The following is a 24,603-nucleotide window of genomic DNA, read 5'->3' on the forward strand; positions in this document are numbered from 1 at the left end:
CTATCGGTAGTCCACGCACAGGGCGTGGTAGAGCAGGACCTGGTCGCTGAGCTCGGCACAGCGGCGCAGGGTCAGATCGAGGCGGCGCTCGTACCCGAGCGCCTGGTGAGGCAGGAGTACGCCGATGGCCGTACCGCTGTGTGCCACCACGACACCGACCCCGCCCGCCTCGGCACAGATCGCGAGCATCGCGGTCAGGGACCGCTTGGGCCGCAGCTGCTGGTTGAGTTCCGCGCTGCGGGTGGCCACCCGTCCGACGGTCGCCAGGTCACCCACCGCGATGGCGGTGGTGATGGTGTCCAGCAGACGGGCGTACTCGGCGCGGGTGGCGGCGGGGAACGGCTTCGGGATGCGGTTGAACGCGACGGTGTCCACCGTGCCGCCCTCGTCGATGCCGACCACGGTCAGCGGCGGCAGTACGCCGAGCCGGGCGCGCAGCCGTACCGCCCGGTGGTCGAAGGCCACCACCTCCGGGTACATGACGCCGTCGGTGGGTTCGATCTCCCGCAGGAAGTCCTCGATGTCGGTGTCCGGCAGGTGGACCCCGAGGGCGTTGGCGACCGCGCGGGCGGTCGCCACCAGGTCGGCGGAGGAACTGGCCAGCCCTTTGCCTTCGGGGATGGTGCCGTCGAGCGTCAGTCGTCCCCCGGCGCCGGGCGCGTGGACGGCGAGGATCGACTCGGCCAGTCGTCGGGCCTTGGTCTTGTGGGCGGGGGTGACGCTGACCCCGCCCGAGGCGGCCAGCTCGAAGGTCGCGGTGGCCCATCGGGCGATCGGCATGGTGACCAGGAAGTCGACCTGATCCGGCAGCACCCCTTGGAGCAGCTCACCGAAGGTGCCGAAGGCGGAGCTGACGCCGGTGGCGGTCCGGGACCGGTGCGCCTGTCCGGTGCTCACGCCGGTCCTCGCGCCCCGGTGGGCGAGCCGACCGCGAAGAGGCTGTGGACCTCCCGGATCGCGGATTCGACGGTGGCCCGACGACGTCCCAGCTGCCCGGCCAGCGCGTCGAGCGCGACGCCCTGGCGGTCCAGCAGGTCACGGACCTGGTCGGGACGGGCGGACCCCGCAGAGCACTTGACGGCCAACTGCCCCTCGCTGTCGAGCCCGCGCAGCCGCGCCGCCGGGTCGGTCAACCGGTACCCCGCCGCTTCGGCCAGATCGGCCAGCAACGACGCGTCGGGTCGGTCCAGGGGGTCACCTGCGGCCAGCTTGGCGCTGACGTACCGTCCGACGATGACCTGCGCGGTCCGCCACGGGACGTTCTCGTCGAGGGTGAGCCGGTTGGCGAGGGTGAAGCCGCCGAGGAACTCCCGGTCACAGGCGGCCCGCATCGCCTCGGGTCGCCAGTCCAGGTTCTCCAGCACCGTGCGCAGCAGGGCGAGCACGCCGCGCGCGGATCGGAACAGGTCGTGCAGGTACGCCCCGGCCTCCTTGGAGACCTCGACCATGTTGCTGTACGGGGTGGCCCGTTGCGCGGTGGCCAGGTCGAGGGCGAGGGAGGTCAGGTGGGCGGTACGACCCCGGATCCGTTCCAGCACCGGATAGTTCTTCTTCTGCGGCATGGCCGCGGAGATTCCGGCGAGTTCGTCGGGCAGCTCGACGAAGCCGTACGCGCTGCTGGCCCAGGCCATCAGGTCGGTGACGAACCGGCTCGTGCCCACCCCGAAGTGGGACAGCTCGCCGGCGATCTCCAACGCCCAGGCCCGGGACGCGACGGCGGTCAGGGCGTGCGGATACGGACCGGCGCAGCCGAGCAGCAGGGCCATCCGGTCCCGGTCCCAGGGCAGTTCCTGGCCGGTGAGCGCACCCGCGCCGAGCGGGCTCAGGTTGATCTCGTCGTAGGTGGCCAGGAGTCGCCGGAGCGTCCGCAGGCAGTGCTCGACGAGGGCGCTGAGGAAGAAGCCCGGCGTGCTGACCTGGGCGGCCTGCAGGTGGGTGTACCCGGGCATCGGCAGGTGCGTCACGGCATCGGCCCGGTGCCGGGCAACCCGGGTGAGCTCCACCAGCGCCTCGGCGATGTCGAGCAGTTCGCTGCGGGCGTACAGGAGTTGGGCGGTGGCCTGGATGTCGTTGCGGCTGCGGTCGACGTGCCAGGCGGGCGGCACCGTCGTCAGCCCGGCCAGCACGTGCCGCTCCAGCGCCAGGCAGATGTCGGAGAGGTTGGCGGCCGGGTCGGCGGTGATCCGGTCGGCGGTGGCCGTGTCGAGCAGTACGGCGATGGCGGCCGCCTCGGACTCGGTGATCAGCCCCATCCGGGTGTACTCGGCCAGCAGCACCCGCTCGACGACCCGGTACCACCCGAGCAGGTGCTCGACCTCGAACTGGAACTGAGGTGCCAGGACGTGCTCGTGCAGGACGGCGGACGGGGTACGGCCGAGCCGCCCGGTGAGCGGCATCGCGGTCGGGTCCCCGACGGGCTGCCCGTTCACGCGCCGGTCCGGGTGGTCACGATCGACCGCAGGAGGGTGACCACCTCGTCGGCGTGGGTGCGCAGGAAGTGTCGTCCCGCACCGGGCAGGACGACCTGCTCGGCGGTCGGGGCGAAGTGCCGCCAGGCCAGCTCGGGACGGGGTTCGGTGGCCAGCCGCATGTCGTCGTCGCCGACGACGACCCAGGTCGGCACCGTGAGCGCCGGCCACCCGTCGTGCGCGTGCTGGAGGAAACGCGCGGCGCCGAGGGTGTCGTGTCGGTACGCCCGCTCGATGAGCGCCTCCCGCTCGCTTTTGAGTTCGTCGAGTTCGGTGTAGGTCGCCTGGGCGGCCATGTGCCGGCGGATCTCCCCCTCCCCCATCGCCTGCACCTCGGCGAGGTCCGCGGCGAGCTGATCCGGGTCGGCGGTGGCCGCGGCGAGGACGAGCTGGGCCGCGGGTCGACCCCGCTCGTGCAGCAGGCGAGCGCATTGCACCGCGACGGCCGCGCCGCTGCCCTGGCCCCAGAGGATCAGTGGGGTGTCGACCCGCGCGGCGATCTCGTCCGCCAGCCGGGTGGCGACCTGTGCCACGTCCGCGAGTGGTTCCTCGGGGCGGGCGAGGTCGTGCCCGGGCAGTTCGGTGGAGAGCAGAGCGCAGTTCGTCGCCGCGAGGCCGGCGGCGAGCGGCTGGAAGTTGAGGGCGGTGCCGGCCGCGTCGGGCACGGTCACCACCGTCGCCACCGGCTCCTGCGGCGTGGCCAGGGCCTGGAGCAGCTGTGCCTGACCGGTACGACTCGCGGCCTCGGCCAGGTCGGCCAGCACCGGGTTGCTGGTCAGGGTGGTGAGGGTGATGAGGTGCTTGAGCTTGACGACCAGCCGGACCGCCGAGAGCGAGTCACCGCCGAGGGCGAAGAAGTTGTCGGTGCGGTAGATGTCCTCGAGCGGACGGTTGAGGACCTCGGCCCAGGCGGCCGCGAGCCGGCGCTCCAGCGGGTTGGTCGCCTGTTCACGCTCCTGGGACACGGTTGCCTGAGCCCCGGCGCGCAGCGCCGCGGCGACGAGTGCGGCCTTGTCGACCTTGCCGTTCTCGGTCAGCGGCAACGCGTCGAGCTGGTGCACCGTGGAGGGGACCAGGTGGGCCGGCAGCTGGTCCGCCAACCGCCGTTTGAGGTCCGGCACCGGTTCGTCGGCGGTGAAGAAGGCGGCCAGCCGTTTGCTCGTCCCGATCGGCACCACCACCAGGCAGGCCGAGCGCACCCCGGGCACCCGCAGCAGGGTGTTCTCGACCTCGCCGACCTCGACCCGCATCCCGCTGATCTTGACTTGTTCGTCGCGCCGGCCGAGGAACTCCAGATGCCCGTTGGGCAGCCATCGACCGTAGTCGCCGGTGAGGTACATCCGCTGGTCGGGTCGGAACGGGTCGGGCACGAAGGCTGACGCGGTGCGGTCCGGGTCGTTGATGTAGCCGGGACCGACGCAGATGCCGGCGAAGGCGATCTGTCCGGGTGCACCGAAGGGCACCAGGGCGAGTTGGCTGTCCAGGATGTACACCGAGACGTTCTGCACCGGGCGGCCGACCGGCACCAGTTCGGTGGCGGGCAGCGTACGCATGATCTCGTGGGTGGTGTCGTCCGAGACCTCTGTCGCACCGTAGGCGTTGACGAGCGGAACGTCGGGGAAGCACCCGAACCAGCGGGCGACCAGACTGCGGGAGATCGCCTCGCCGGTGACGCAGACGATCCGTGGCGCCGGACGCTGATGCGGACTCAGGTCGAGGTGGCCGAGCAGGACTTCGAGGTACGAGGGGACGACCTGCAGGACGGTGATCCGCTCCCGGTCGAGGGTGGACACGAACGCCTCGACGTCGAGGATCACCTGCGGCGGCACGAGCACGGTCCGCCCACCGACGAGCAGTGGCGCCAGCACCTGCCACAGGGAGATGTCGAAGCACTGCGGCGCGTTCTGGCAGACGGCGTCCTGCTCGGTGAGGCCAAGGTCGTCGATCTTGGCGCTCAGGTGGTTGAGCATGCCGGCGTGGGCGCAGACCGCGCCCTTGGGCTCACCGGTGGAGCCGGAGGTGAAGTAGATGTACGCGGGGGCGTCGGCCGGTACGGACACCTGTGGGTCGATTGTCGGTCCGGCGGCCTCCAGCGGCAGCACCGGCACGTCGGCGATCGGTTCGGTCGGCACCTCGGCCAGCAGCAGCCTCGTGCCGCTGCGCCGCAGGATGCCGGCGATCCGGGAGTGCGGGTAGGCCGGGTCGACCGGGAGGTAGACCAGGCCGGCCTTGAGGATGCCGAGGATCGCGGCCACCCAGGGCAGGGTCCGGTCGCTGAGCACGGCGACCACGTCGCCGGGACGGGCGCCGGCCGCGAGGAGCCGGTTCGCCACCGCGTTGGCGCGCTGGTCCAGTTCGGCGTACGTCCAGCGCAGGTCGCCGCGGACGGCGGCGACCGCATGGGGGGTACGGCGGGCCTGCTCGCCGATCAGCTCGTGGGCCCGGCGGTCGGGCAGCTCGCGCAGCTCGCCGTGGAGCACGTGCAGTTGCCGCCAGACGTCCTTGCCGGTGAGCAGCGAGTGCTTCTCGTGCGGCGCGTCCAGGTCGGCGGCGATGGCCCGCAGCACCCCGTCCAGGTACTCGCCGGTTCGTGACGCGTCGACGCCGCGCAGCAGGTCGGCGGGGTGTTCCAGGCAGACGGCAGTGGGCGGTTCGCCGGTGGGCGTGGCCTCGCCGGTGTCGGTGCCGAGCAGGCCGCGCCAGGGTCCGGGCGGCAGCTCGGGGTCACCGGTCAGGACCGACCTGACCTTGGCCCAGGCCGCCGCGACCACCTGTCGGGTTGGCACCTGCGCGCTGCGGGCCGCCCTCGTCACGGCCGTAGCCGCGGCCTCGGACAGCTCCCATCGATGGTGGTCGACCAATTCCGGTAGCGACTCTGTCACGTACTCGCCCCTCCCCCAGCACCGATCCGTAGTCAGCGTCCGACAACTACTGTAATCTCTGCACAACTACAGTCAATATTAAGTGACTGAATGGCTGGGTACGAAGGGTCGACCGAAACGGAGGTACGGCGCGTGGAACGGATGCGCCTGCCCAACGGCTACGACGTCATGCAACTCAATGCTGGCGAGACGAGCCTGATGTACCGCAACATCGTGACCGGACGCGCCTACCTGCAACACGGCGTCACCCTGACGCCAGGTGGGACCGTCTTCGACGTGGGGGCGAACGTCGGCGTGGCCTCACTCTTCTTCCACTGGGAGGCCGCAAGCCGCGTCTTCGCCTTCGAACCCGCACCCCGGTGCTACCAGGCACTCGCCGCCAACTTCGCCGAACATCGCATCCGGGGCGCCGCCTACCCGTTCGCGTTGTCCGACCGGCCCGGCAGGGCGGTGCTGACCAACTATCCGCAGATCACCGCGATGACCAGCTTCCACGCCGATCGCGGCTACGACGAACAGCTCACCCGGGCCTTCCTGGCCAACAGCGGGTTCGACACCGACGACATCGAGGAGATGGTGGCCGACCGGCACGACAGCGAGACGCTCACCTGCGAGCTGCGCACCTTCTCCGAGGTCGCCGACGAGCTGGGCGGTGAGCCGATCGACCTGCTGAAGATCAACGTCGAGAAGGCGGAGGTCGAGGTGCTGCGCGGGATCGCCGAGCGGCACTGGCCCACGATCCGGCAGGTCGTCGTGCAGCTGCACGACATCGGCGGACGGCTGCACCAGCTGCGGCAGGAACTCACCGAACGCGGATACCGGGTGGGTGTGGCCCAGGATCCGCTGCTCACCGGCACCGACATCTTCGAACTGTTCGCGGTACGCCCCACCGGAGGTGCGCGGTGAACCAACTGACCGACGTGGACCTCGGCGACCCCGAGCTGTACGTCAGCGGCAACCCGTACCAGGTCTGGGACCACCTGCGCGAGCACGTCCCGATGTACCGCAACCGGCGGCCGGACGGCTCCGAGTTCTGGGCGATCACCACCCATCGGCTCGCCACCGCCGTCTACGAGGACCGGCAGTCCTTCACCTCCGAGCGCGGCATGCGCATCGGCGGGGAGGGCGCCGCCGGACGGGCCTCCGCCGGCAAGATGCTCATCGTCACCGACGGCACCCGGCACCGACGGATGCGCGACGTGCTCAACCCGGCCTTCACCCCACGATCCGTGCGACGGCTGGAGGAGAGCATGCGGGCCATCGTCCGGCAGCTCCTCCACGAGGTACGCGATCTCGACTCGTTCGACTTCGTCGACCGCATCGCCGGACGGCTGCCGCTCTACGTCACCTGTCAACTGCTGGGCGTACCCCGCGACGACTGGGACCTGATGATCGAGCTGACCCGTACCGCGTTCGGCTCGGTCACCGAGGACGGCGGCGACCCGATCAGCGCGGAGCTGCAGGAGCAGGCGCACGCCGACATCTTCCTGTATTCGGCGGACCTGATCGCCGAACGCCGACGCCGCCCCGGCGACGACCTGGTCAGCGCCATGGTGACCGGGCAGTCGGCCGGCTACCGGATGTCCGACGAAGACATCCAGGTCAACATCAACGGGATCCTGACCGGCGGTAATGAGACCACCCGGCATGCCACGGCCGGCGGGGTGCTGGCGTTCATCGACAACCCGACGCAGTGGCAGCGGATGCGGCACGACACGGAAGCGGTCATGGCGACCGCCGTCGAGGAGATCCTGCGCTGGACCGCGCCGAGCCTGCACGTCATGCGTACCGCACTCACCGACGTGGTGGTCGGCCCGCAACTCGTCGAGGCCGGTGAACAGGTGACCATCTGGAATCCGGCGGTCAACCGCGACGAGGCGGCGTTCCCCCACGCGTCCCGCTTCGACATCACCCGGTGGCCCAACCGGCACGTCACCTTCGGCATGGGGCAGCACTTCTGCATCGGCGCCGCCCTGGCCCGGCTCGAACTGCGCGTCGCCCTCGACGCGCTGGCCAGTCAGGTGGCGCGTTTCGAGCTGACCGGACCGGTCCGCCGGCTCAGGTCGAACCTGATGTGGGGTCTGGACCAGCTTCCCGTACGCATTCATCTGGAGGACGATCGTGACTGAGGCGCTGACCTCCGCAGGACCGACGAGCAGGCCCGGCACGCCGACGGACCTGAGCGACGACCCGCGACACGTCGAGTACTGGCGGCGGCACCTGCGGGGCGCGCCGCCCCGGCTCGGCCTGCCGTACGACCGACCGCCGGTGTCCGGACCGCCCGCCTCCCCCGCCTCCTGCGAACTGACCCTGCCCCCGACCGTCGGCCGGGCGGTCGCCGTGCTGGCCCGACGCGAGCGGGCCAGCACTCTGATGGTGGTGACCGCCGCCGTGGCCGCCTGGGCGTCGCGGCTGACCGGGCAGGACGACACCCTGGTCACCACGCCCCTGGCGAGGGCCCGGCACCCGGAGCACGTCCTGCCCGTGACGGTACGTCTCGACTGCTCCGGCGAGCCCACCTTCACCGACGTGCTGCGCCGCACCCGGGAGGTACTGCTCGACGCGCTGGCACACCGCAACCTCGACGCGTCGACGCTGTCGGCGATCGCCGGGCCGCCCCAGCTGGTGGTCTCGGTCTCCGACACGCCACCCGCGATGGCCGACGGCGCGGAGTTGCAGCTGTGGTGGGCCGACGACGGCAGCCGTGCCGCGCTGTACCACCGGTCGCCCTGGTTCACCGCCACCACCGCGCAGCGGCTGCTGCACCAGCTCACCCTGCTGCTGGCGGGCGCCGCGGCGCAGGACGGCACGCGCCTGTCCGACCTGCCGATGCTCAGCCCGGCCGACCAGGAGCTGCTGGACCGTCTGCCCCGACCGGGCGCGACGCCGGTCACTGCCGTACCGACGCAACTGTTCGCCGAGATCGCCGCGGCCCATCCGGACGCCACCGCGGTCCGGACCCGGGGCTCCTCGATCAGCTACCGGGACCTCGACGTCCGGGCCACGAAGCTGGCACATCAGCTGCGGCAGGCGGGCGCGGGGCCGGGCAGGGTGGTCGGCGTCTGCGTCGGACGCGGCATCGACCTGCCACTGAGCTTCCTCGCCGTGCTCAAGAGCGGGGCGGTGTACCTGCCGCTCGATCCCCGCCACCCGGCCGAACGGCTCCGGGACATCCTCGACGCCGCCGACGCGACACTCGTCGTCAGCACCGCGAGCGAGGCCGTCGCGGTCGCGGCGCACACCGGCCCGCTGCTGCTGCTCGACCGGGACGAGGCCGCGATCGCCGCCCAGCCCGACACGCCCGTCGCTGACCTGCCGGATCCGGCGGAACTGGCCTACCTCATCTACACCTCCGGGTCGACCGGGCGACCCAAGGGTGTCGAGGTCACCCAGGCCGGGCTGGCCAACCTGGCGGTGACCCTGCGCGACGAGTTCGCGGTCGGTCCGCAGGACCGGGTGTCGTTGTTCTCCTCGGCGGCCTTCGACGCCTCCGTCTGGGAGATGACGATGGCCTTCGCCGGTGGGGCGACCCTCGGCGTCCTCACCACCGCCGAGGCGGCCCCGGCCGAGATCGCCGCCGAGATCCGGGAGCTGGGACTGACGGTCGGCACGTACCCCCCGACCCTGCTGCGGGCGCTCACCCCGGACGACCTCGGCAACCCGCGCCTGGTCGTCTCCGCCGGGGAGCAGTGCGACACCGACCTGGCCGCCGCCTGGGCGCCGGGCCGCCGGTTCGTCAACGCGTACGGCCCGACGGAGACGACTGTGTGTGCCACGTTCAGCGACGTCGCCGCCCCGGTCACCGACGCGCCCGCGATCGGCACCGCCCTGCCGAACCTCGCGGTCTACCTGCTCGATCACCGGTTGCGGCCGGTACCGGTCGGGGCGCCCGGCGAGATCTTCGTGGCCGGCGTGGGCCTGGCCCGTGGATACCGCAGGCAGCCGGCGGTGACCGCGGCGGCCTTCCTGCCCGACCCGCACGGCCCGGCCGGCTCGCGCATGTACCGCACCGGTGACCTCGGTCGATTCGGTAACGACGGCCGGCTGTACCACCTCGGGCGCGTGGATCATCAGGTGAAGCTGCGCGGTTTCCGGGTCGAACTGGGCGAGATCGAGCATCATCTGATGGCTCAGCCCATGGTGCGCGACGCGGTGGTGGTGATGCGCCGCGACGGCGGCCACGACCGGTTGGTCGCGTACCTGACCGTCGACGAGGCGAGCACCGACCCGGTGGCGCTACGCGGAGCGCTGCGCGCGGCGCTGAGCAGGGCGCTGCCCGAGTACATGCTCCCGGCCGGCTACGTGGTGCTGGACGCGATGCCGCTGAACAGCAGCGGCAAGATCGACCGTGCCGCCCTGCCGGAGTCGTCCGGCGAGGCGCCCGCCGGGCCGGTCGAGCAGTGGCAGACCCCGGACGAGCAGCGCATCGCCGGCCTGTGGCGGGACGCGCTGGGTGTCGCCCAGGTACGGCGTACCGACAGCTTCTTCGAGCTGGGCGGACACTCGCTGGTGGCGGCCCAGATGATCGGCTCGGTGCGGCAGGCGTACCAGCTCAACCGGTTGCCGATGCGGCTGCTGTTCGAGAAGCCGGTGCTTGCCGACTTCGCCGCAGCGGTAGCCCGGCTGTAGTCCCCGGTGCGGTGGACCCCTCAGCCGGCCAGATCCTCGGCGATGATCCGCAGGAGGGCCGGCGAGGGGTCCAGGAACGCCCAGTGGTCACCGTCGAGACTGACCGCCCGGTCCTGACCGAACCGGGTCCAGCCGGTGGTCAGGCTCGGCGGGACCGTACGGTCGTCGCGCCAGGAGAGCACGGTGACCGGGCAGGGCATGGGTGCGGGGGCGGCACCACCGAAGTCACGGTAGGCGCGCAGATCCGACTCGACCGCCTCCATCGCCAGCTCGACGATCTCCGGTGAGGGTTCGGTGCCGCGCGCCCGCATCAGGTCGGCGACGACCTCGGGCAGGCGGTCGGCGGGTACGTCGAGCAGGCTGCCGAACGGGACCTGGTCGGGGGCGACCATCGAGGAGGCGAAGAAGCGCCGTGGCCGGTGGCCGGCCGCGGCCAGCCGCAGCGCCACCACGTACGCGGCGAAGACGCTGTTGCAGTGCGCGAAGAGGGCGTACGGCCGATCCAACAACGGCTCGACGGCGGCCAGGAGATCCTCCGCGAACGGCTCGTACGCCTGGTGGGCCGGTTCCAGCAGCCGGTTCTCCCGACCCGGTGGTTGCAGCAGGCAGACCTCGACCTCGCCGATGCGGCGCGGCCAGCGGTGATACATCGACGCGCCGGCACCGAGGTACGGCAGGCAGAACAGGCGAGCGGCCGGATCGCCCTCGACCGGGCGCAGCAACCATCCGTTCGCGCGTGCGGTGTCTACCGTCATGGGTCCTCCCTCAGGGCAGACGGATCCGCGCGAGCGCGGCGCGATCCACCTTCCCGGTCGTCGTGGTGGGCATGGTGCGCAGCGCCCCGATCGCGGTGGGTCGCATGTGTCCGGGCAGCTTGTCGCGCAGGTACGCGCGAAGCGTGTCGAGCGCCGACGCCGACGCGGCCGGGCGCAGCTGCACGTACCCGACGAGACGCTGGTCCGCGCCGACCGGTACCACCACGGCGGCGGCCACCGCGACGTCGGGGTGTTCGCTCATCACGTTCTCGATCTCGCCGAGCTCAATCCGGTGGCCACGGATCTTCACCTGGTCGTCGTCCCGGCCCCGCAGTTCGAGCCGCCCGTCGGGCAGCACCAGCGCCCGGTCGCCGGTGCGATAGAGCCGCTCGCCGGGATGATCAGGGTCGGGTACGAAGCGCTCGGCGGTCAGCGCGGGCCGACCGAGATAGCCGCGGGCCAGGCAGACGCCGCCGAGGCAGAGTTCGCCGACCGTACCGGCGGGCACCGGTCGCAGCGTACGGTCCAGGACCACCGCCCGGGTGCCGGGAATCGGGGTACCGATCGGCAGCACGGCGGGTTGTGGCCCGGGCGGCACGATGTCGCTGACCGCGTACATGGTGGCCTCGGTGGGTCCGTACAGGTGGTGCACCCGTTCGACGCGCTCCGCCAGTCGGCCGCCGAGGGCCGGTGGCACCCGGTCGCCGCCGATCAGCGCCACCAGCCCGCTGTCCCCGGTCCAGCCTGCGGTGAACAGCATCTGCCAGGTCAAGGGGGTGGCGTGCAGATAGCGCGGCGTGGTGGTGGCCAGCAGTCGCGCCAGCTCGGGACCGCTGCGCGCCTGTGCACGGCCGGCGATCTCGACCTGTCCACCCGCGGTGAGTGGCATCAGCAGTTCCAGCATGGCGATGTCGAAGGTGAGCGGGGTGACCGCGAGGAGGCGTTCGCCGGGGGCGTAGGCCAGCGCCTCGGCGGTCGCGGTGAGGCAGTTGGCCAGCGCGCCGTGGGTCACGCCGACTCCCTTGGGGCGCCCGGTGGATCCCGAGGTGTAGAGCAGGCAGGCGAGCTGGTGCGGATGGCCGTCGAAGCCGATCTCGCCGGACACCGGGGCCAGCGTGTCCAGGCGCAGCACCGGCAGTCCGGCCAGGGTGGGCGGCACCTGTTGCGTCCCGTCGGTGAGCAGGAGACGGGCCTGGGCGTCGGTGGCGACGTAGCGGAGCCGGTCCGCCGGGTGGGTGGCGTCCATCGGTACGCAAACTGCACCGGACGCGGCGATCCCCAGCAGCACCGCGGGCAGGTCCGCGCTGCGGTCGGCCAGGACCGCGACCCGGTCCTCGGCCCGGATGCCGGCGGCGGTGAGCCGGTCGGCCACGGCCCGGGCCAGACCGGCGACGGCCTGGTAGTCGCGGGTGTGGGCACCCTGACGTACGGCCGGGGCGTGCGGAGCGTGCCGCATCCACCGGCGCACCATCTCGGGTACGGCGAGGGTCGTACCGGCCGCCGTCATGATGCGGTGTCCGTGATGAAGCGGGCCAGCCGCCCGACGCCGTCGACGATCTCCTGCTCGGTGAGGTAGCTGACAGACAGCCGTACGGCGTGCTGCCCGGCGTCGGAGTGCACGTGGAAGTAGCTCATCGGTGTCCACAGCACCCCGTACCTGCGGGCGCAGTCGTCGAGTTGCTCGTCGCCGGCGACGAACGGCACGGTCAGGCTCAGGAAGAAGCCGCTGTCCGGGTCGTTCCAGCTGATCCCGAGCCGGTCGCGTACCGGCTGCGGGAAGTGGCGGTCCAGTTCGGCGCGGAGCAGGCGCATCATCGCCGAGTACCGGCGGGCGGCCGGTGCGGTGGCCTCGCCGAGCCGGTGACCGGCGCGCAGCAGCAGTCCACCGATGAGTGCCTGGCTGACCGGTGAGGTGTTCACCGTGACCATGCTCTTGATCTTGCTGAGTTCGTCGGCCAGCAGGCCGGTGCCGTCGGGTCGGTGCACGGTCTGGTCGGCGATCACGTAGCCCACGCGGGCACCGGGAAAGGCGGACTTGGCGAACGATCCCACGTGGACGACCTGCCCGTGTCGATCGAGTGCCTTGAGCGTGGGTGGACGGTCGGCGGGGCCGAGCAACCGGTACGGGGTGTCTTCGAGCACCACCGTGCCGTACGGCCGCAGCACCCGCAGCAGGTGCTCGCGGGCGTGGCGGCTCATCGTGGTGCCGGAGGGGTTGGCGGCGTCCGGGACCAGGTACAGCAGTCGGGCCCGTCGCTTCTCGGCGCGCAGCCGTGCCAGCAGGCGGTCCAGATACACCAGGTCGGGACCGTCGGTGGTCTCCGGCACCGCCTCGACGCTCACGCCGAGCAGACTCGCCACGCCGGTGACGCCGGTGTAGCAGGGATCGGGGACCAGCAGCACGTCGTCGGGGTCGGCACAGAAGGCCCGGACGGTGATCAGCAGCCCTTCCTGCGCCCCGACCGTGATCACGTACGCCTCGGGGGCGACGTGGATTCCCTCGTCCTGGGCGACCGTCCGGGCGACGATGTCGCGGATCGTGCCGGCGGTCGGGCCGTACTGGAACAGCTCACGGGTCAGGGCGGTCCCGGTCTGCCCGTCGGCCTGCCGGTGTTCGAGGTAGGCGCTCAGGTGCCCGGACAGCTCCGCCAGGTCGTACCCGTCCTCGAAGGGGCGACCGGGCGCGAACGACACCGCGTCGGGATAGCGGGCGACGATCTCGTTGAGGAAGGTCATGGTGCGGAGCACCGGATGACGCAGGCTCGCGTGCAGGCTGGTGAGATGCAGGCCGGTCGGCAGCGCACCGGCAGTCGGCTCCGGTGGGCCGGTGACCGGGCCGGCGACGAGGGCGCTGACCGGGGCGCTGACCGAAGCGGCGACCGAGGCGGTGACGAGGGCGGGAGCGGTGACCGTGGCCGGATCGATGTCGGCGACGGTGGCCAGGCCGGTCAGGAACATGCTCTCGACGAACTCCTCGGTCAGGATGCGGAGGACCTCGCCGACCCCCTGTTCCCCGTCGACGGCCAGCCCGTGCAGCACCGGCCGTCCGACCAGCACCGCCGTGGCGCCGAGAGCCAGCGCGCCGAGGACGTCGGCGCCGGTGCGTACGCCGCCGTCGAGCAGGACCACGGCGGCGCCGTCGACGGCGCGGGCCACCTCGGGCAGGGCGTCGAGGGACGCGGGCGCGCCGTCGAGTTGCCGTCCACCGTGGTTGGAGACGACGACACCGGCGACACCCGCCGCGACGGCCAGTCGGGCGTCCTCGGCGGTCAGCACCCCCTTGACGATCACGGGGAGCGTGGTCGAGGCGCACAACCGGGCGACGGCGTCCCAGGTGAGCCCGGTCGCGAAGTGGCTCTCCGCGTGCCCGGCGGGACGGGCGGCGCCGGTGCGCCAGGACGTGGGCAGGTTGACCGGTGCGACGCCGTCCGGCAGCCGGAAGCCGTTGCGCAGGTCGCGCAGGCGGCGACCGAGACGGGGAGCGTCGACGGTGAGCACCAGCGCGTCGAACCCCGCCCGCTCGGCCGTACGCACCAGATGTGCCGTCGCGTCGGGATCGCGCAGCGGGTAGAGCTGCAACCACAGCGGCGCGGTGGTTTCTGCGCGGATCTCGTCGAACGCGCGACCGGCCATGGTGCTGACGACGAGCGGTACGCCGCAGGCACCGGCGGCCCGCGCGGTGGCCAGCTCTCCGTCCGGGTGGACCAGGGTGTGGTACGCCAGCGGCGCGATGCCGACCGGAGCCGCCCAGACGCCACCGAGGACGCTGACGCTCGGATCGACCTCGGTCACCCCGGTCAGCACCCGGGGCCGGAGCCTGATCCGCTCGAAGGCGTCCCGGTTGGCCGCGAGGGTCCGTTCCCGGCCGGCGCCGCCCTCGACGAAGTCCCAGACCTCGGCGGGTAGCTTGCTGCGGGCGGCGGCGGCGAGGTCGTCGAGGGTGAGGTACGCCGTCATCGGGTCCGCGTGCTCTCGCGTTGGCGCTCGCGTTCCACCGCCTCGTAGAGGGCACGGATGTTGGCGCTGCCGAAGCCACGGGCGTCGTTGCGCTGGATCAGCTCGTAGAAGAGGGTCCGACGCGGGTACGGCGAGCGGGTGAAGATCTGGAGCAGATAGCCCCACTCGTCGCAGTCGGCGAGCACCCCGGTGTCGCGCAGGTCCGCGATGCGGTCGCGCAGCGAGGTGACCCGTTCCAGCAGCGTCTCGTAGTAGACGCCCGGTGGGGTGAGGAAGCTGATCCCGGCGTCGCGTCCCTGCCGGACGGCGGTGACGATGTCGTCGACGAGGAAGGCCAGGTGCTGCACACCAGCCCCGGCGTGCCGGTCGAGGAACTCGTCGATCTGTCCGGGCGCGTGCGACAGGTCGGGCTCGATGAGGGTGAAGGTGATGGCTCCGGACGGGCTGCGGACCACCACCGAGTCCATCGCCTGCGCCCCGACCTCGATGTACTCGCTGGAGTAGCGGGGCAGCCCGAAGGCGTCGGCGTAGTGGTCGGCGGTCTGTTGCAGGGTGCCCCCGGGCAGGCAGACGGCGATGTGGTCGAGGGCCTGGATGTCGAGCGCGCCCCGGGAGACGGGCTGGTCGGGCAGGTAGGTCCAGGACAGGCCGGGCGGCAGCGGATCGGCTCCGACGGGGAGCAGGGTGTGCACCACAGGTCCGAACCCCGCGGCGCGGGCGGCACCGACCGGCGCGGGCAGCATCGGCGTCGCGGACCGTACGAGCCGGCCGACGTCCGCGTCGAGGTCGGTGCTGGTCATCGGGACGTCGATGATGCCCGCGCCGTGCCGGTCGAGGTGCTTCGCGTACGGCCCGTGGGCGCCTACCGGGGACGACACGACGATGGTCACCGGGCCGTTTCGCAACGCCAACGCCTGCCGATCGGCGTCGGCGGCGCGGGCCGCCGGAGCGAAGGCGAGTTGGTCGGACAGGTAGCCGATGACGCTCTGCGGATCGTCGGTGACCAGGTCCAGGTACGGGATGTCACGGAACACTTCGACTCCCACCACTGTTGACTGTTGTTATGTCTCCTTTACTCTTGTCACGTTAGTTGTTTAGTATCGCCTCGTCAACGGCGCGCGGGACGCGGACCGCCACGGCAGCCGACGTCGGTGTGACCGGCGGCTTTTCCCTGATCGGAGTCGCATGACCAGTCAGATGAGGATCCTTATCCGCGACGAGGAGAACGACGTCGAGGCGTTCGTCGTCGTCGACTCACTCGTCGCCGGCCGGGCGATGGGCGGAACCCGGATGACCACCGACGTCACCGTCGACGAGGTCGCCGGCCTGGCCTCGGCGATGACGAGAAAACTGGCTCTGGCCGGGGTGCCGATCGGCGGCGCGAAGGCCGGCATCCGCTGCGGTCTGCCACCGGGACCGCACCGCAACAAGGTCCTGACGGCGTTCGGCCGGCAGCTCACCCCCCTGCTGCGCGGCGGCCTGTACCTCGGCTCGGACCAGGGCATCACGCACGACGACCGGGATCTGTTCTTCTCCGCCGCCGGCTTCGATCCCCGGCGTCAACTCCCCTGGCTGCCGTGCAGTTGGGGCGAACTGTGGCGGCGCTGCCGCGAGGTGACCGGGCTCGGGGTCTGCGAGGCGGTCGACACCGCCGCCGCCCAGCTGCTCGGACCGGAGGCGGTGCGTTCCATCGTCATCCAGGGCTTCGGTGTGGTCGGCCGGGCGGTCGCCTCCGGGCTCGCCGCCCGCGGCTATCCGATCGTCGCCGTCGCCGACCGGCTCGGCACCATCAGCGCCACCGGCGGACTCCCGGTCAGCGCGCTGCTGGACGCCACCGACAGCACCGGCACCATCGACCGACGCCGCCTGCCCGCCGGGCTGGAGTTGACCGACGCGCCGGACGCCTGGCTCGATGTCCCCGCCGACGTCCTGGTCCTCGCCGCCGGCAGCGGCGCCGTCAACGAGACGAACGTGGACCGGGTCATCCCGCACCTGCTCGTCGAGGCCGGCAACCTGACCTGCACCCCCGCCGCCGAGCAGCTGCTCCTCCAGCGCGGCGCACACACCCTGCCCGGCCCGGTGGTCAACGTCGGGGCGGCGGCGGTGACAGGAATGCTGCTGACCAACTCGGTCGGCACGTACACCGACCCGGACAGCCTGGTCGCCGCCCTGTTCGAGACTGTCGCCACGATCATCCGGGACAACACGGCCGAGGTCATCACCCAGGCCCACGGCACCGACCGCCCGCTGAGCGTCGTCGCCGACACACTGGCCGCCCAGCGCGTCCACGCACGCGCCACCGCCGCGGAACCGCTGAGCGTATGAGCCCGCGCGTCTGTGTGTACCACCCGAGCATGGGCCCGGCCATCACCCGGGCACTCCAGGCGGCCCACCCGGAGGTACGCGTCGACGTCGCGTCCGACCTGCGGACCGACCCGCCGCAGCCGGAGACGATCGACGTACTGGTCGCCAACCGGCTGCCGGACGGCCTGCTGAGTCGGTGCACCCGACTGTCCTGGCTGCACCTGACCGGAACCGGCACGGATCACCTCGCCGCCGCCGGTGCGCCGCCCGGACTGCGGGTCACCACCTCCGCCACCGTCCCCGTCCGTGCCGTCGCGGAATTCGCCTGGACGGCGGTCCTGGCCCTGGCCAAGGACCTGCCCCGACTCCGTGACCAGCAGCACGAGCACCGGTGGCAGCTACCCGACGCACGGCTGGTCGCCGGGTCCCGACTGCTGCTGCTCGGCCTGGGCCGCATCGGTTCGGCGGTAGCCGAACTGGCCGCCGCGTCCGGGGTACGGGTCACCGCGGTCACCCGCACCGCCCGGCCGTCACCACTGGCCGGCACGGTCCTGCCGCCGCACGTCCTGCGGGCCGCCGCCGCGGACACGGATCACCTCGTCAACACCCTGCCGAGCAACCCGGGCACCCGTGGTCTGGTCGACCGGCAGGTGATCGAGGCGCTGCCGGACGACGCGGTCGTGGTCAACGTCGGCCGCGCCGACACCGTGGACACCGCCGCCCTGGTCGACAGGTTGCGGGCCGGACGGTTGCGCGGCGCGGTACTGGACGTGCACGACGAGGAGCCGCTGCCACCGCAGAGCCCGCTGTGGAGCGTGCCCGGGTTGTTCGTCACGCCGCACGGGGCGTACCGCTTCCCCGAGGAGGAACACGCCGTGGCGAAGGTCTTCCTCGCCGAGTTCGCGGCCTGGTCGGCCGCGGTGGCACCGGCCGAGCAGGGCGCTGCCGGCTGCCCCTACCTGGACCGGACGGAGATCGCATGACCACCCAGGTCACCCTCGACACCACCGCCATGCTCGCCGAGGCCGGCCATCCCGTCGACCCGGACGCCCACTACCAGCAGGGCCTGCACCGGCTCGCCGACGCCCTGCGCGCCGAGGCCAGGCTGCATCCGCAGGGCTCGGCCGCCGTACACGCCAGTCTGGTCTCGGCCCTCCGGATGCGCGCCGCGGTGGACCGGCTGCACGCGCAGGTACCGCAGGTCGGCGCCGTCCCGGTGCACCGGCCGATCTTCGTGACCGGGCTGCTGAGAAGCGGCACCACCCTCGTGCAGAACCTGCTCACCGAACATCCCGCGCTGCGGGCACCCGCGTTGTGGGAGCTGATGCTGCCTGTCAGCGAACCCGGCGCGGACGCGCGGACGCTCGCCGACCGGGCCCAGGGGTACGTCGACGAGTACTACCGGGTCGCCCCGCTGTTGCGGTCCATGCACTTCCTCGACGCGAACCGCCCCGACGAGTGTCACCGGCTGACCGGCAACGCCTTCGCCAGCATGGTCTACGGGATGCGCTACCGGGTGCCGTCGTACGACCGCTGGCTCGACGAGACCGGCATGGTCGAGGCGTACCGGGACCATCGACGCCAGCTCCAGGCGATCCTGTGGCGCCGCCCCGGCCGCCAGGTGGTCCTCAAGTGCCCGTTCCACCTGTGGCATCTGCGCGACCTGGTCCAGGTCTACCCCGACGCGCGGATCGTGGTGCTGCACCGCGATCCCGCCGTCACCGTGGCCTCCACCTGTCTGCTCTGCGAGACGGTACGCGGCGCCCGCACCGCGACCATCGACCGGCACGAGATAGGTCGGCAGTGGTCGACGGCGGTCGGCACCGGACTGCGTCGGTACGCACGCGACCGCACCGCCCTGCCCCCGACGGTGCAACTGATCGAGGCGGACTACCCCGCCCTGGTCCGCGACCCGATCGCCGTCCTGCGCGACATCTGCGACCAGCTCGGCATCGGGCTGGCGGCACCAGCCGAGGCGGCCATGCGCCGCTACCTCGCGAACCACCCGCAGTACAGCACCGGCGCCTACCGGTACCGGGCCGAGGACTACGGACTCGATCCGGCCCGACTGGCCCGGGAGTTCGCCGCGTTCCACCGTCCGTGACTTCGCACCGCGACCAGCAGCAGCACCGCAGCATCAGGGAGGACCCCGTGACCACACCCCAATCTCGCGCCGCCGCGCTGATCGCGGCCACCAACGACGCCACGGTCGGGGCGGGCGAGGCGCTCACCATCGGCTTGTTGACGCCGGTCACCGGCCCCGGTGACGCCACCGCCGGTGAACTCATCGTGCGGGCGGCCTGCCTCGGCGCGGAGTACCTCAACGAACGCGGCGGCGTACGCGGCGGGCTGCCGGTGCGGCTGGTGCTGCAGAACGACCAGCCCTTGGAGGAGGGCGAGATCATGCAGCGCAGCGCCGTCGGCGGGCTGGCGAAACTTGCCCTGGTGGACCAGGTGCACGCGGTCATCGGGCAGTGGCATCTGCGGACCGCGCCCGGGGTGTCGGCGGCCGCCGAGCTGTTCGGCGTGCCGCTGTTCGTGGAGAACGGGCACAGCACGCTGACCCAGCAACGTCGCCGTACCCTCTTCCGCACCTACTTCACCATCGCCGACCGGGCCCCGATGATCGCCGACCTGCTCGTCGAACAGGGGGTCCGCAAGGCGGGGATCCTCGCCGCGGACACCGTCTTCGGTCTGATGAACGCCGACACCATCGCCGACGAGTTGACCGCCCGCGGCGTCGAGGTGCTCCGCTTCGACTTCCCGCAGGACACCACCGACGACGTCCGCGAGCAGCTCCGGGCGGTCAAGGACTTCGCGCCGGACGTCCTCATCAACGGCGGTGTGGTACGCACCAACTACATGATCATCCAGCAGGCCGCGGAGGTCGGACTGCTGCCCGGACCGATGCTCGTGGTCCTCTTTCCCTTCCCGATGCGCTCGCAGGACTACTGGCGTCTCGCCGGCGAGGTCGGCAACCACGTCATCTGGCCCGCGCTGCTGTACCGGCCGTCCTGGCCGGGCCTGACGGAGATCGGTCGCTGGTTCACCGAGCGCTACGCCGAACGCTTCGGTTCGTTCCCACCGGACAACGCGCTGAACGCCTTCACCGACGTCACGATCCTCGGTCAGGCCGCCGACGCCGCGAGCGAGCTGAGCCGCGAGGCGCTGATCGAGGCGCTGGAGACCCACGAGTTCGACACCTGGCGCGGCCCGGTGCGGTTCCAGCGGGACGACCAGCACTGGCACCACAGCCCGCCACCCATCGTCCTGATGCAGTACCAGCAGGTCGGACAGACCTTCGACGAGGCGACGATCGTCTACCCGCCCGAGGCCCGTACCGGCACGCTGACCCGCCCCGACCGCGACGCCCAGGTCGTCCGGTGACCGATCACGCAGGTACGACTGCCGCCGCCCGGCTCGTCGACACGCTGCGCGCACACGGCGTGGACCGCGTCTTCTGCGTACCGGGCGAGAGTTTCCTGCCGGTGCTGGACCGGCTCGCCGACGCCGGCATCGACCTGGTCACCTGCCGCCACGAGGGCGGGGCCGCCTTCATGGCGCTGGCGGACGCCAAACTCACCGGGACGCCGGGGGTGGTGCTCGTCAACCGTGGCCCGGGTGCGACGAACGCCGCGATCGCGGTGCACTCGGCGGACCTCGACGCCACCGGGCTGCTGCTGATCGTCGGCGACGTGCCCAGCGCCGAGCGCGGGCGGCGATCCTTCCAGGAACTCGACCACCAGGGCACCTTCGCCGGAATGTCGCGCGGGGTGTTCACCGTCGGGCATCCGCACCACGTCGCCGAGTTCACCGCCCGCGCTCTCGCCGCCGCACGCGGTGGGGTACCCGGACCGGCGGTGCTCGTCGTACCGGAGGACGTGCTCACCGCACCGGTGCCGACGACCGTCTCCGGAACACCGGTGGCGACCGAGGTCGCCCCTGCGCCGGCCGACGCGATAGACCGGACCCTGGCCCTGCTGTCCGGGAGCCGACGGCCGGTCCTGGTCGCCGGTTCCCAGGTGGACACCCCGCAGGGCCGACGTGCGCTGAGAGAGGCCGCCCACCGGCACCGCCTGCCGGTGCTGGTGACGAACAAGCGGCAGGACCTGTTCGACAACACCGACCCGTGGTACGCCGGGCACCTGCACCTGGCGACCCCGGCACGGCAGCGTGACCTGGTCGGGCGCGCCGACCTGGTGCTGGCCGTCGGCACCCGACTCGACGCGGTGAGCACCCAGCGGTACACGCTGCCCGACCCGGGCACCGCGCTGGTGCACGTGTACCCCGACGCGACAGTGCCCGGTGGGGCCTACCAGCCCCGGCTAGCGTACGCCTGCTCCCCGGTCGCCTTCCTGGAGCAGCTCGCCGCCGCACCGCCGCGTGCCACCGTCGACGACGACTGGGTCCGGCAACTCGCCGACCACGAGGCCGAGCAGGCACGGTGGGCTCCCGTCACCGCCGACGACGGGGTGGTGTTCGGTCGGGTCGTCGCGGTGCTGAGCGACCTGACCTCGGGGCGAGGCGTGGTCACCATCGACGCGGGCAACTTCACCTCCTGGGTGCACCGGTACCACCGGGTGGTCGAGGATGGCCGGCTGCTGGGCATCGGATCGAGCGCGATGGGTTTCGGCGTACCGGCGGGGGTGGCGGCCGCACTGCGTCGTCCGGAGCAGCCCACGGTCGTCTTCGTCGGCGACGGGGGTTTCCTGATGACCGGCAGCGAACTGGCCACCGCGGTCCAGCGCCACGCCCGGGTGGTCATCGTCGTCGCCGACAACGGCAGCTACGGCACCATCCGCCAACACCAGGAGCGCCGCTGTCCGGGGCGGGTCGTCGGCACCGACCTGACCAACCCCGACTTCGCCCTGCTCGCCCACGCGTACGGGGCGTTGGGTCTCACCATCGGCACCGACGCCGAGGTGGAGCCGGTGCTGTCGAAGGCGCTCGCCCACCCCGGCCCGGTCGTGGTGCACGTCCGCACCAGCCTCACGCACATCTCCGCCTACCAGCGCCTCACCGCCCCCGGGAGGGTCCGATGAACCTCGTGCAGCGACTGACCGGTCTCGTCGGTGCCGACCATGTGCTGCTCGGTGACGCGATCGGCGCCCGGTACGCACAGGATCTGTGGGGCAGCGACCGGGTCGGTACGCCGACGGTGGTGGTCCGCCCGGCGGACACCGGTGAGGTCGCGGCCGTGCTGGCGGAGTGCCATCGGCGGCGTCAGCCGGTGGTGGTGCAGGGCGGGATGACCGGGCTGGTGGGCGGTGGCGTCCCGGACGCCCACGAGGTGGTGCTCTCGCTGGAACGGATGACCGCGATTGAGGAGATCGACGTGGTCGGCGCGACGATGACGGTCCAGGCGGGTGCGACGCTGCAACAGGTGCAGGAGGCCGCCGAGCGGCGCGGGCTGATGTTCCCGCTGGACCTGGCCTCACGCGGGTCGTGCACGATCGGCGGCTGCCTGGCCACCAACGCGGGCGGCAACCGGGTGCTGCGGTACGGGATGACGCGTGACCTGGTGCTCGGCGTCGAGGCGGTGCTCGCCGACGGGACCACGCTGCCCGGGCTGCACAAGCTGGTCAAGAACAACGCCGGGTACGACCTCAAGCATCTGTTCATCGGCTCCGAGGGAACACTCGGGGTGATCACCCGGGCGGTGCTGCGCCTGCAACCCCTGCCCCGTACCCGTCAGGTGGCCTTCTGCGGGTTGTCCGGGGTGGACGCGGCACTGGCGTTGCTGGGCCGGCTCCGCGCGGCGTTGCCGGGCTCGGTGAGCGCATTCGAGGCGATCTGGGACGAGGCGTACCAGTTGATCCTGCCGCTGCGCGACACGGTGCGGACGCCGCTCGTCGGCCGGTACCCGGTCTACGCGCTGGTGGAGATCCAGGGCTCGGACCCGGTCGGCGACACCGAGCGGTTCGTCTCGGCGCTCAACGGCTGCGACGACCTGATCACCGAGTCCGCCGTCGGGCTGGAGCCCGCCGAGGTGGCGGCCCTGTGGGCGGTACGGGAACGAATCCCGTCGCTCATCCTCGGGGGCGAAGGGCCGTTGTTCGGCTTCGACGTGAGCCTGCCCGCGACGTGCCTGGAGGCCTACCTGGCCACTGTCGACCGTGAGTTGCGCGAGCTGTGGCCGCAGGTGTCGTTGCAGGTCTTCGGGCACCTGGGCGACGGCAACGTGCACATCGCGGTGATCACCGGCGAGACCACCCGTCGACGCAAGGCGGAGGTCGAGCACATCGTCTACCGCAACGTGGAGCGCTACCAGGGGTCGATCTCCGCCGAGCACGGTATCGGCTTCGAGAAGGAGCCGTACCTGGCATACTCCCGACGCCCGGCGGAGATCGCGACGATGCGCCTGCTCAAGCAGGCCCTCGACCCGCACGGCATCCTCAACGGCGGGCGGATCTTCGCCACCGGCGCCGACCGGGTGCGGATCGAGTCGGAGGTGCCGGCATGACCCTGCTCCGCAGTTCCCTGCGCCCGTACGGGACCTCGATCTTCACCGCGATGAGCCAGCAGGCGGCCCGGCAGCAGGCGGTGAACCTGGCCCAGGGGGCACCGGACTTCGGTCCACCGGCCGCCCTGTTGGCCGCCGCCGACGAGGCGGTACGCAGGGGCGGGCACCAGTACAGCATGAGCATCGGGGTGCCCGCGCTGCGTCAGGCGGTCGCCGCCGACCTGCTGCGCCGCTATCGACGTCAGGTCGACCCGGAGACCGAGGTCACGGTGACCGCCGGTGCCAGCGAGGCGATCTGGTGCGCCGCGCTCGGGCTGCTCGAACCGGGCGACGAGGCGATCGTCCTGGAACCCTGCTACGAGCAGTACCCACCCACCGTGACCGCGGCCGGGGCGACGGTGCGCTACGTCCCCTGTGACTTCCCCGAGTTCCGGCTGGACCCCGAGCGGCTGGTCGAGGCGTTCAATCCGCGCACCCGACTGGTCTTCCTCAACACGCCGTGGAACCCGGCCGGTCGGGTACTCCGCGAGCCGGAACTGACGCTCATCGGCGAACTCGCCGAGAAGTACGACGCGTACCTGGTCGCGGACGAGACGTACGAGCACCTGACCTTCGACGGGGTGGCGCACCTTCCGGTCGCCGAGGTCGCGGCGTGCCGGGACCGTACCGTGACGATCTCGTCGGTGTCGAAGACCTTCTCGGCGACCGGATGGCGGGTCGGTTGGGCGGTGGCCCCACCGGCACTGACGGCGGCGCTGCGCGCGGTCAAGCAGTTCGTGACGTTCGCGCCGGCCACTCCCCTGCAACTGGCCACCGCCGTGATGGTGAACGAGGCCCCGGCCAGCGGCTACTACGAGCTGTTGCGCGCCCAGTACGCCCAGCGGCGGGCGGTGCTGCGGGACTACCTGCAACGCACCCCGCTGACCCTGGCCGACAACGAGGGGACCTTCTTCCTGCTCGGCAGGTGCGCCGACGACGACGTCGAGTACTGCACGGAGCTGATCCACAGCCGGGGGGTGGCGGCGATCCCGGCCTCCCGGTTCTACGCCGACCCGCAGCGGGGCCGAGGACTCGTCCGCTTCGCATTCTGCAAACGTCTCGATACGCTGCGGCTGGCGGGTGACCGTCTGACCGCGGGAGGGTGA

17 protein-coding genes are annotated in these 24,603 nt (G+C 71.9%); 10 read left to right on the top strand and 7 right to left on the bottom strand.

The window, feature by feature from the left end; all coding sequences use genetic code 11:
* The 3 genes from JMF97_RS26590 to JMF97_RS26600 are packed head-to-tail and all read right to left on the bottom strand — an operon-like array spanning position 1 to position 5,254.
* Complete coding sequence (locus JMF97_RS26590) at positions 1–897, bottom strand: GHMP family kinase ATP-binding protein (protein WP_013734190.1); 897 nt, start codon at positions 895–897, stop codon at positions 1–3.
* Positions 894–2,429: an argininosuccinate lyase gene (locus JMF97_RS26595; protein ID WP_203224010.1), complete on the bottom strand. Its 1,536-nt coding sequence runs from the start codon at positions 2,427–2,429 to the stop codon at positions 894–896. The genes JMF97_RS26590 and JMF97_RS26595 overlap by 4 nt, the downstream gene beginning before the upstream one ends.
* Positions 2,426–5,254, bottom strand: coding sequence for an amino acid adenylation domain-containing protein (locus tag JMF97_RS26600; RefSeq protein ID WP_203224011.1), 2,829 nt, complete (start codon positions 5,252–5,254; stop codon positions 2,426–2,428). The genes JMF97_RS26595 and JMF97_RS26600 overlap by 4 nt, the downstream gene beginning before the upstream one ends.
* A 237-nt stretch (positions 5,255–5,491) precedes the next feature.
* Here JMF97_RS26600 and JMF97_RS26605 point away from each other — a divergent pair, with 237 nt between their 5' ends.
* Genes JMF97_RS26605 through JMF97_RS26615 form a run of 3 tightly spaced genes read left to right on the top strand, consistent with a single transcriptional unit; the run spans position 5,492 to position 9,979 of the window.
* A complete protein-coding gene (locus tag JMF97_RS26605; protein WP_238360223.1) occupies positions 5,492–6,256 on the top strand; it encodes an FkbM family methyltransferase in 765 nt (254 codons plus the stop codon).
* Positions 6,253–7,479, top strand: coding sequence for a cytochrome P450 (locus tag JMF97_RS26610; protein WP_203224013.1), 1,227 nt, complete (start codon positions 6,253–6,255; stop codon positions 7,477–7,479). Before JMF97_RS26605 ends, JMF97_RS26610 begins: the two co-directional genes overlap by 4 nt.
* Entirely contained in the window at positions 7,472–9,979 is a 2,508-nt protein-coding gene (locus JMF97_RS26615; protein WP_203224014.1) for a non-ribosomal peptide synthetase, read from the top strand. The genes JMF97_RS26610 and JMF97_RS26615 overlap by 8 nt, the downstream gene beginning before the upstream one ends.
* A 20-nt stretch (positions 9,980–9,999) precedes the next feature.
* On the opposite strand, the gene JMF97_RS26620 is transcribed toward JMF97_RS26615, so the two are convergent.
* From JMF97_RS26620 to hppD, 4 genes are read right to left on the bottom strand one after another with little or no spacing between them, the layout of a single operon-like run.
* Positions 10,000–10,734 (bottom strand): thioesterase II family protein, encoded by a 735-nt coding sequence (locus tag JMF97_RS26620; RefSeq protein ID WP_203224015.1) that lies wholly within the window; start codon positions 10,732–10,734, stop codon positions 10,000–10,002.
* Between the two features lie 10 nt (positions 10,735–10,744).
* Positions 10,745–12,241, bottom strand: a complete 1,497-nt coding sequence (locus JMF97_RS26625; RefSeq protein WP_203224016.1) for an amino acid adenylation domain-containing protein — start codon at positions 12,239–12,241, stop codon at positions 10,745–10,747.
* Positions 12,238–14,691, bottom strand: coding sequence for an aminotransferase class I/II-fold pyridoxal phosphate-dependent enzyme (locus JMF97_RS26630; RefSeq protein ID WP_203224017.1), 2,454 nt, complete (start codon positions 14,689–14,691; stop codon positions 12,238–12,240). Before JMF97_RS26630 ends, JMF97_RS26625 begins: the two co-directional genes overlap by 4 nt.
* A complete protein-coding gene (gene hppD, locus JMF97_RS26635) occupies positions 14,688–15,725 on the bottom strand; it encodes a 4-hydroxyphenylpyruvate dioxygenase (protein WP_307817116.1) in 1,038 nt (345 codons plus the stop codon). The genes JMF97_RS26630 and hppD overlap by 4 nt, the downstream gene beginning before the upstream one ends.
* A 163-nt stretch (positions 15,726–15,888) precedes the next feature.
* Between hppD and JMF97_RS26640 the strand changes: the two genes are divergently transcribed.
* The 7 genes from JMF97_RS26640 to JMF97_RS26670 are packed head-to-tail and all read left to right on the top strand — an operon-like array spanning position 15,889 to position 24,603.
* On the top strand, positions 15,889–17,016 hold the full coding sequence (locus JMF97_RS26640) for a Glu/Leu/Phe/Val dehydrogenase dimerization domain-containing protein (RefSeq protein WP_203224019.1): 1,128 nt from the start codon (positions 15,889–15,891) through the stop codon (positions 17,014–17,016).
* 29 nt (positions 17,017–17,045) lie between these two features.
* Positions 17,046–17,978: an NAD(P)-dependent oxidoreductase gene (locus tag JMF97_RS26645; RefSeq protein WP_203224020.1), complete on the top strand. Its 933-nt coding sequence runs from the start codon at positions 17,046–17,048 to the stop codon at positions 17,976–17,978.
* Positions 17,975–19,099 (top strand): sulfotransferase family protein, encoded by a 1,125-nt coding sequence (locus tag JMF97_RS26650; protein ID WP_203224021.1) that lies wholly within the window; start codon positions 17,975–17,977, stop codon positions 19,097–19,099. Before JMF97_RS26645 ends, JMF97_RS26650 begins: the two co-directional genes overlap by 4 nt.
* A gap of 47 nt (positions 19,100–19,146) precedes the next feature.
* Positions 19,147–20,382 carry an ABC transporter substrate-binding protein gene (locus tag JMF97_RS26655; protein WP_307817117.1) on the top strand — a complete coding sequence of 412 codons (1,236 nt, stop codon included), beginning with the start codon at positions 19,147–19,149 and terminating at the stop codon, positions 20,380–20,382.
* Entirely contained in the window at positions 20,379–22,037 is a 1,659-nt protein-coding gene (locus JMF97_RS26660; protein WP_203224022.1) for a thiamine pyrophosphate-dependent enzyme, read from the top strand. Before JMF97_RS26655 ends, JMF97_RS26660 begins: the two co-directional genes overlap by 4 nt.
* On the top strand, positions 22,034–23,458 hold the full coding sequence (locus JMF97_RS26665; protein ID WP_203224023.1) for an FAD-binding oxidoreductase: 1,425 nt from the start codon (positions 22,034–22,036) through the stop codon (positions 23,456–23,458). The genes JMF97_RS26660 and JMF97_RS26665 overlap by 4 nt, the downstream gene beginning before the upstream one ends.
* Positions 23,455–24,603, top strand: a complete 1,149-nt coding sequence (locus JMF97_RS26670) for an aminotransferase class I/II-fold pyridoxal phosphate-dependent enzyme (protein WP_013734206.1) — start codon at positions 23,455–23,457, stop codon at positions 24,601–24,603. The genes JMF97_RS26665 and JMF97_RS26670 overlap by 4 nt, the downstream gene beginning before the upstream one ends.

Origin of the sequence: Micromonospora fiedleri (genome assembly GCF_016774385.1) — a bacterium.
Taxonomy (GTDB): Bacteria; Actinomycetota; Actinomycetes; order Mycobacteriales; family Micromonosporaceae; genus Micromonospora; species Micromonospora gifhornensis.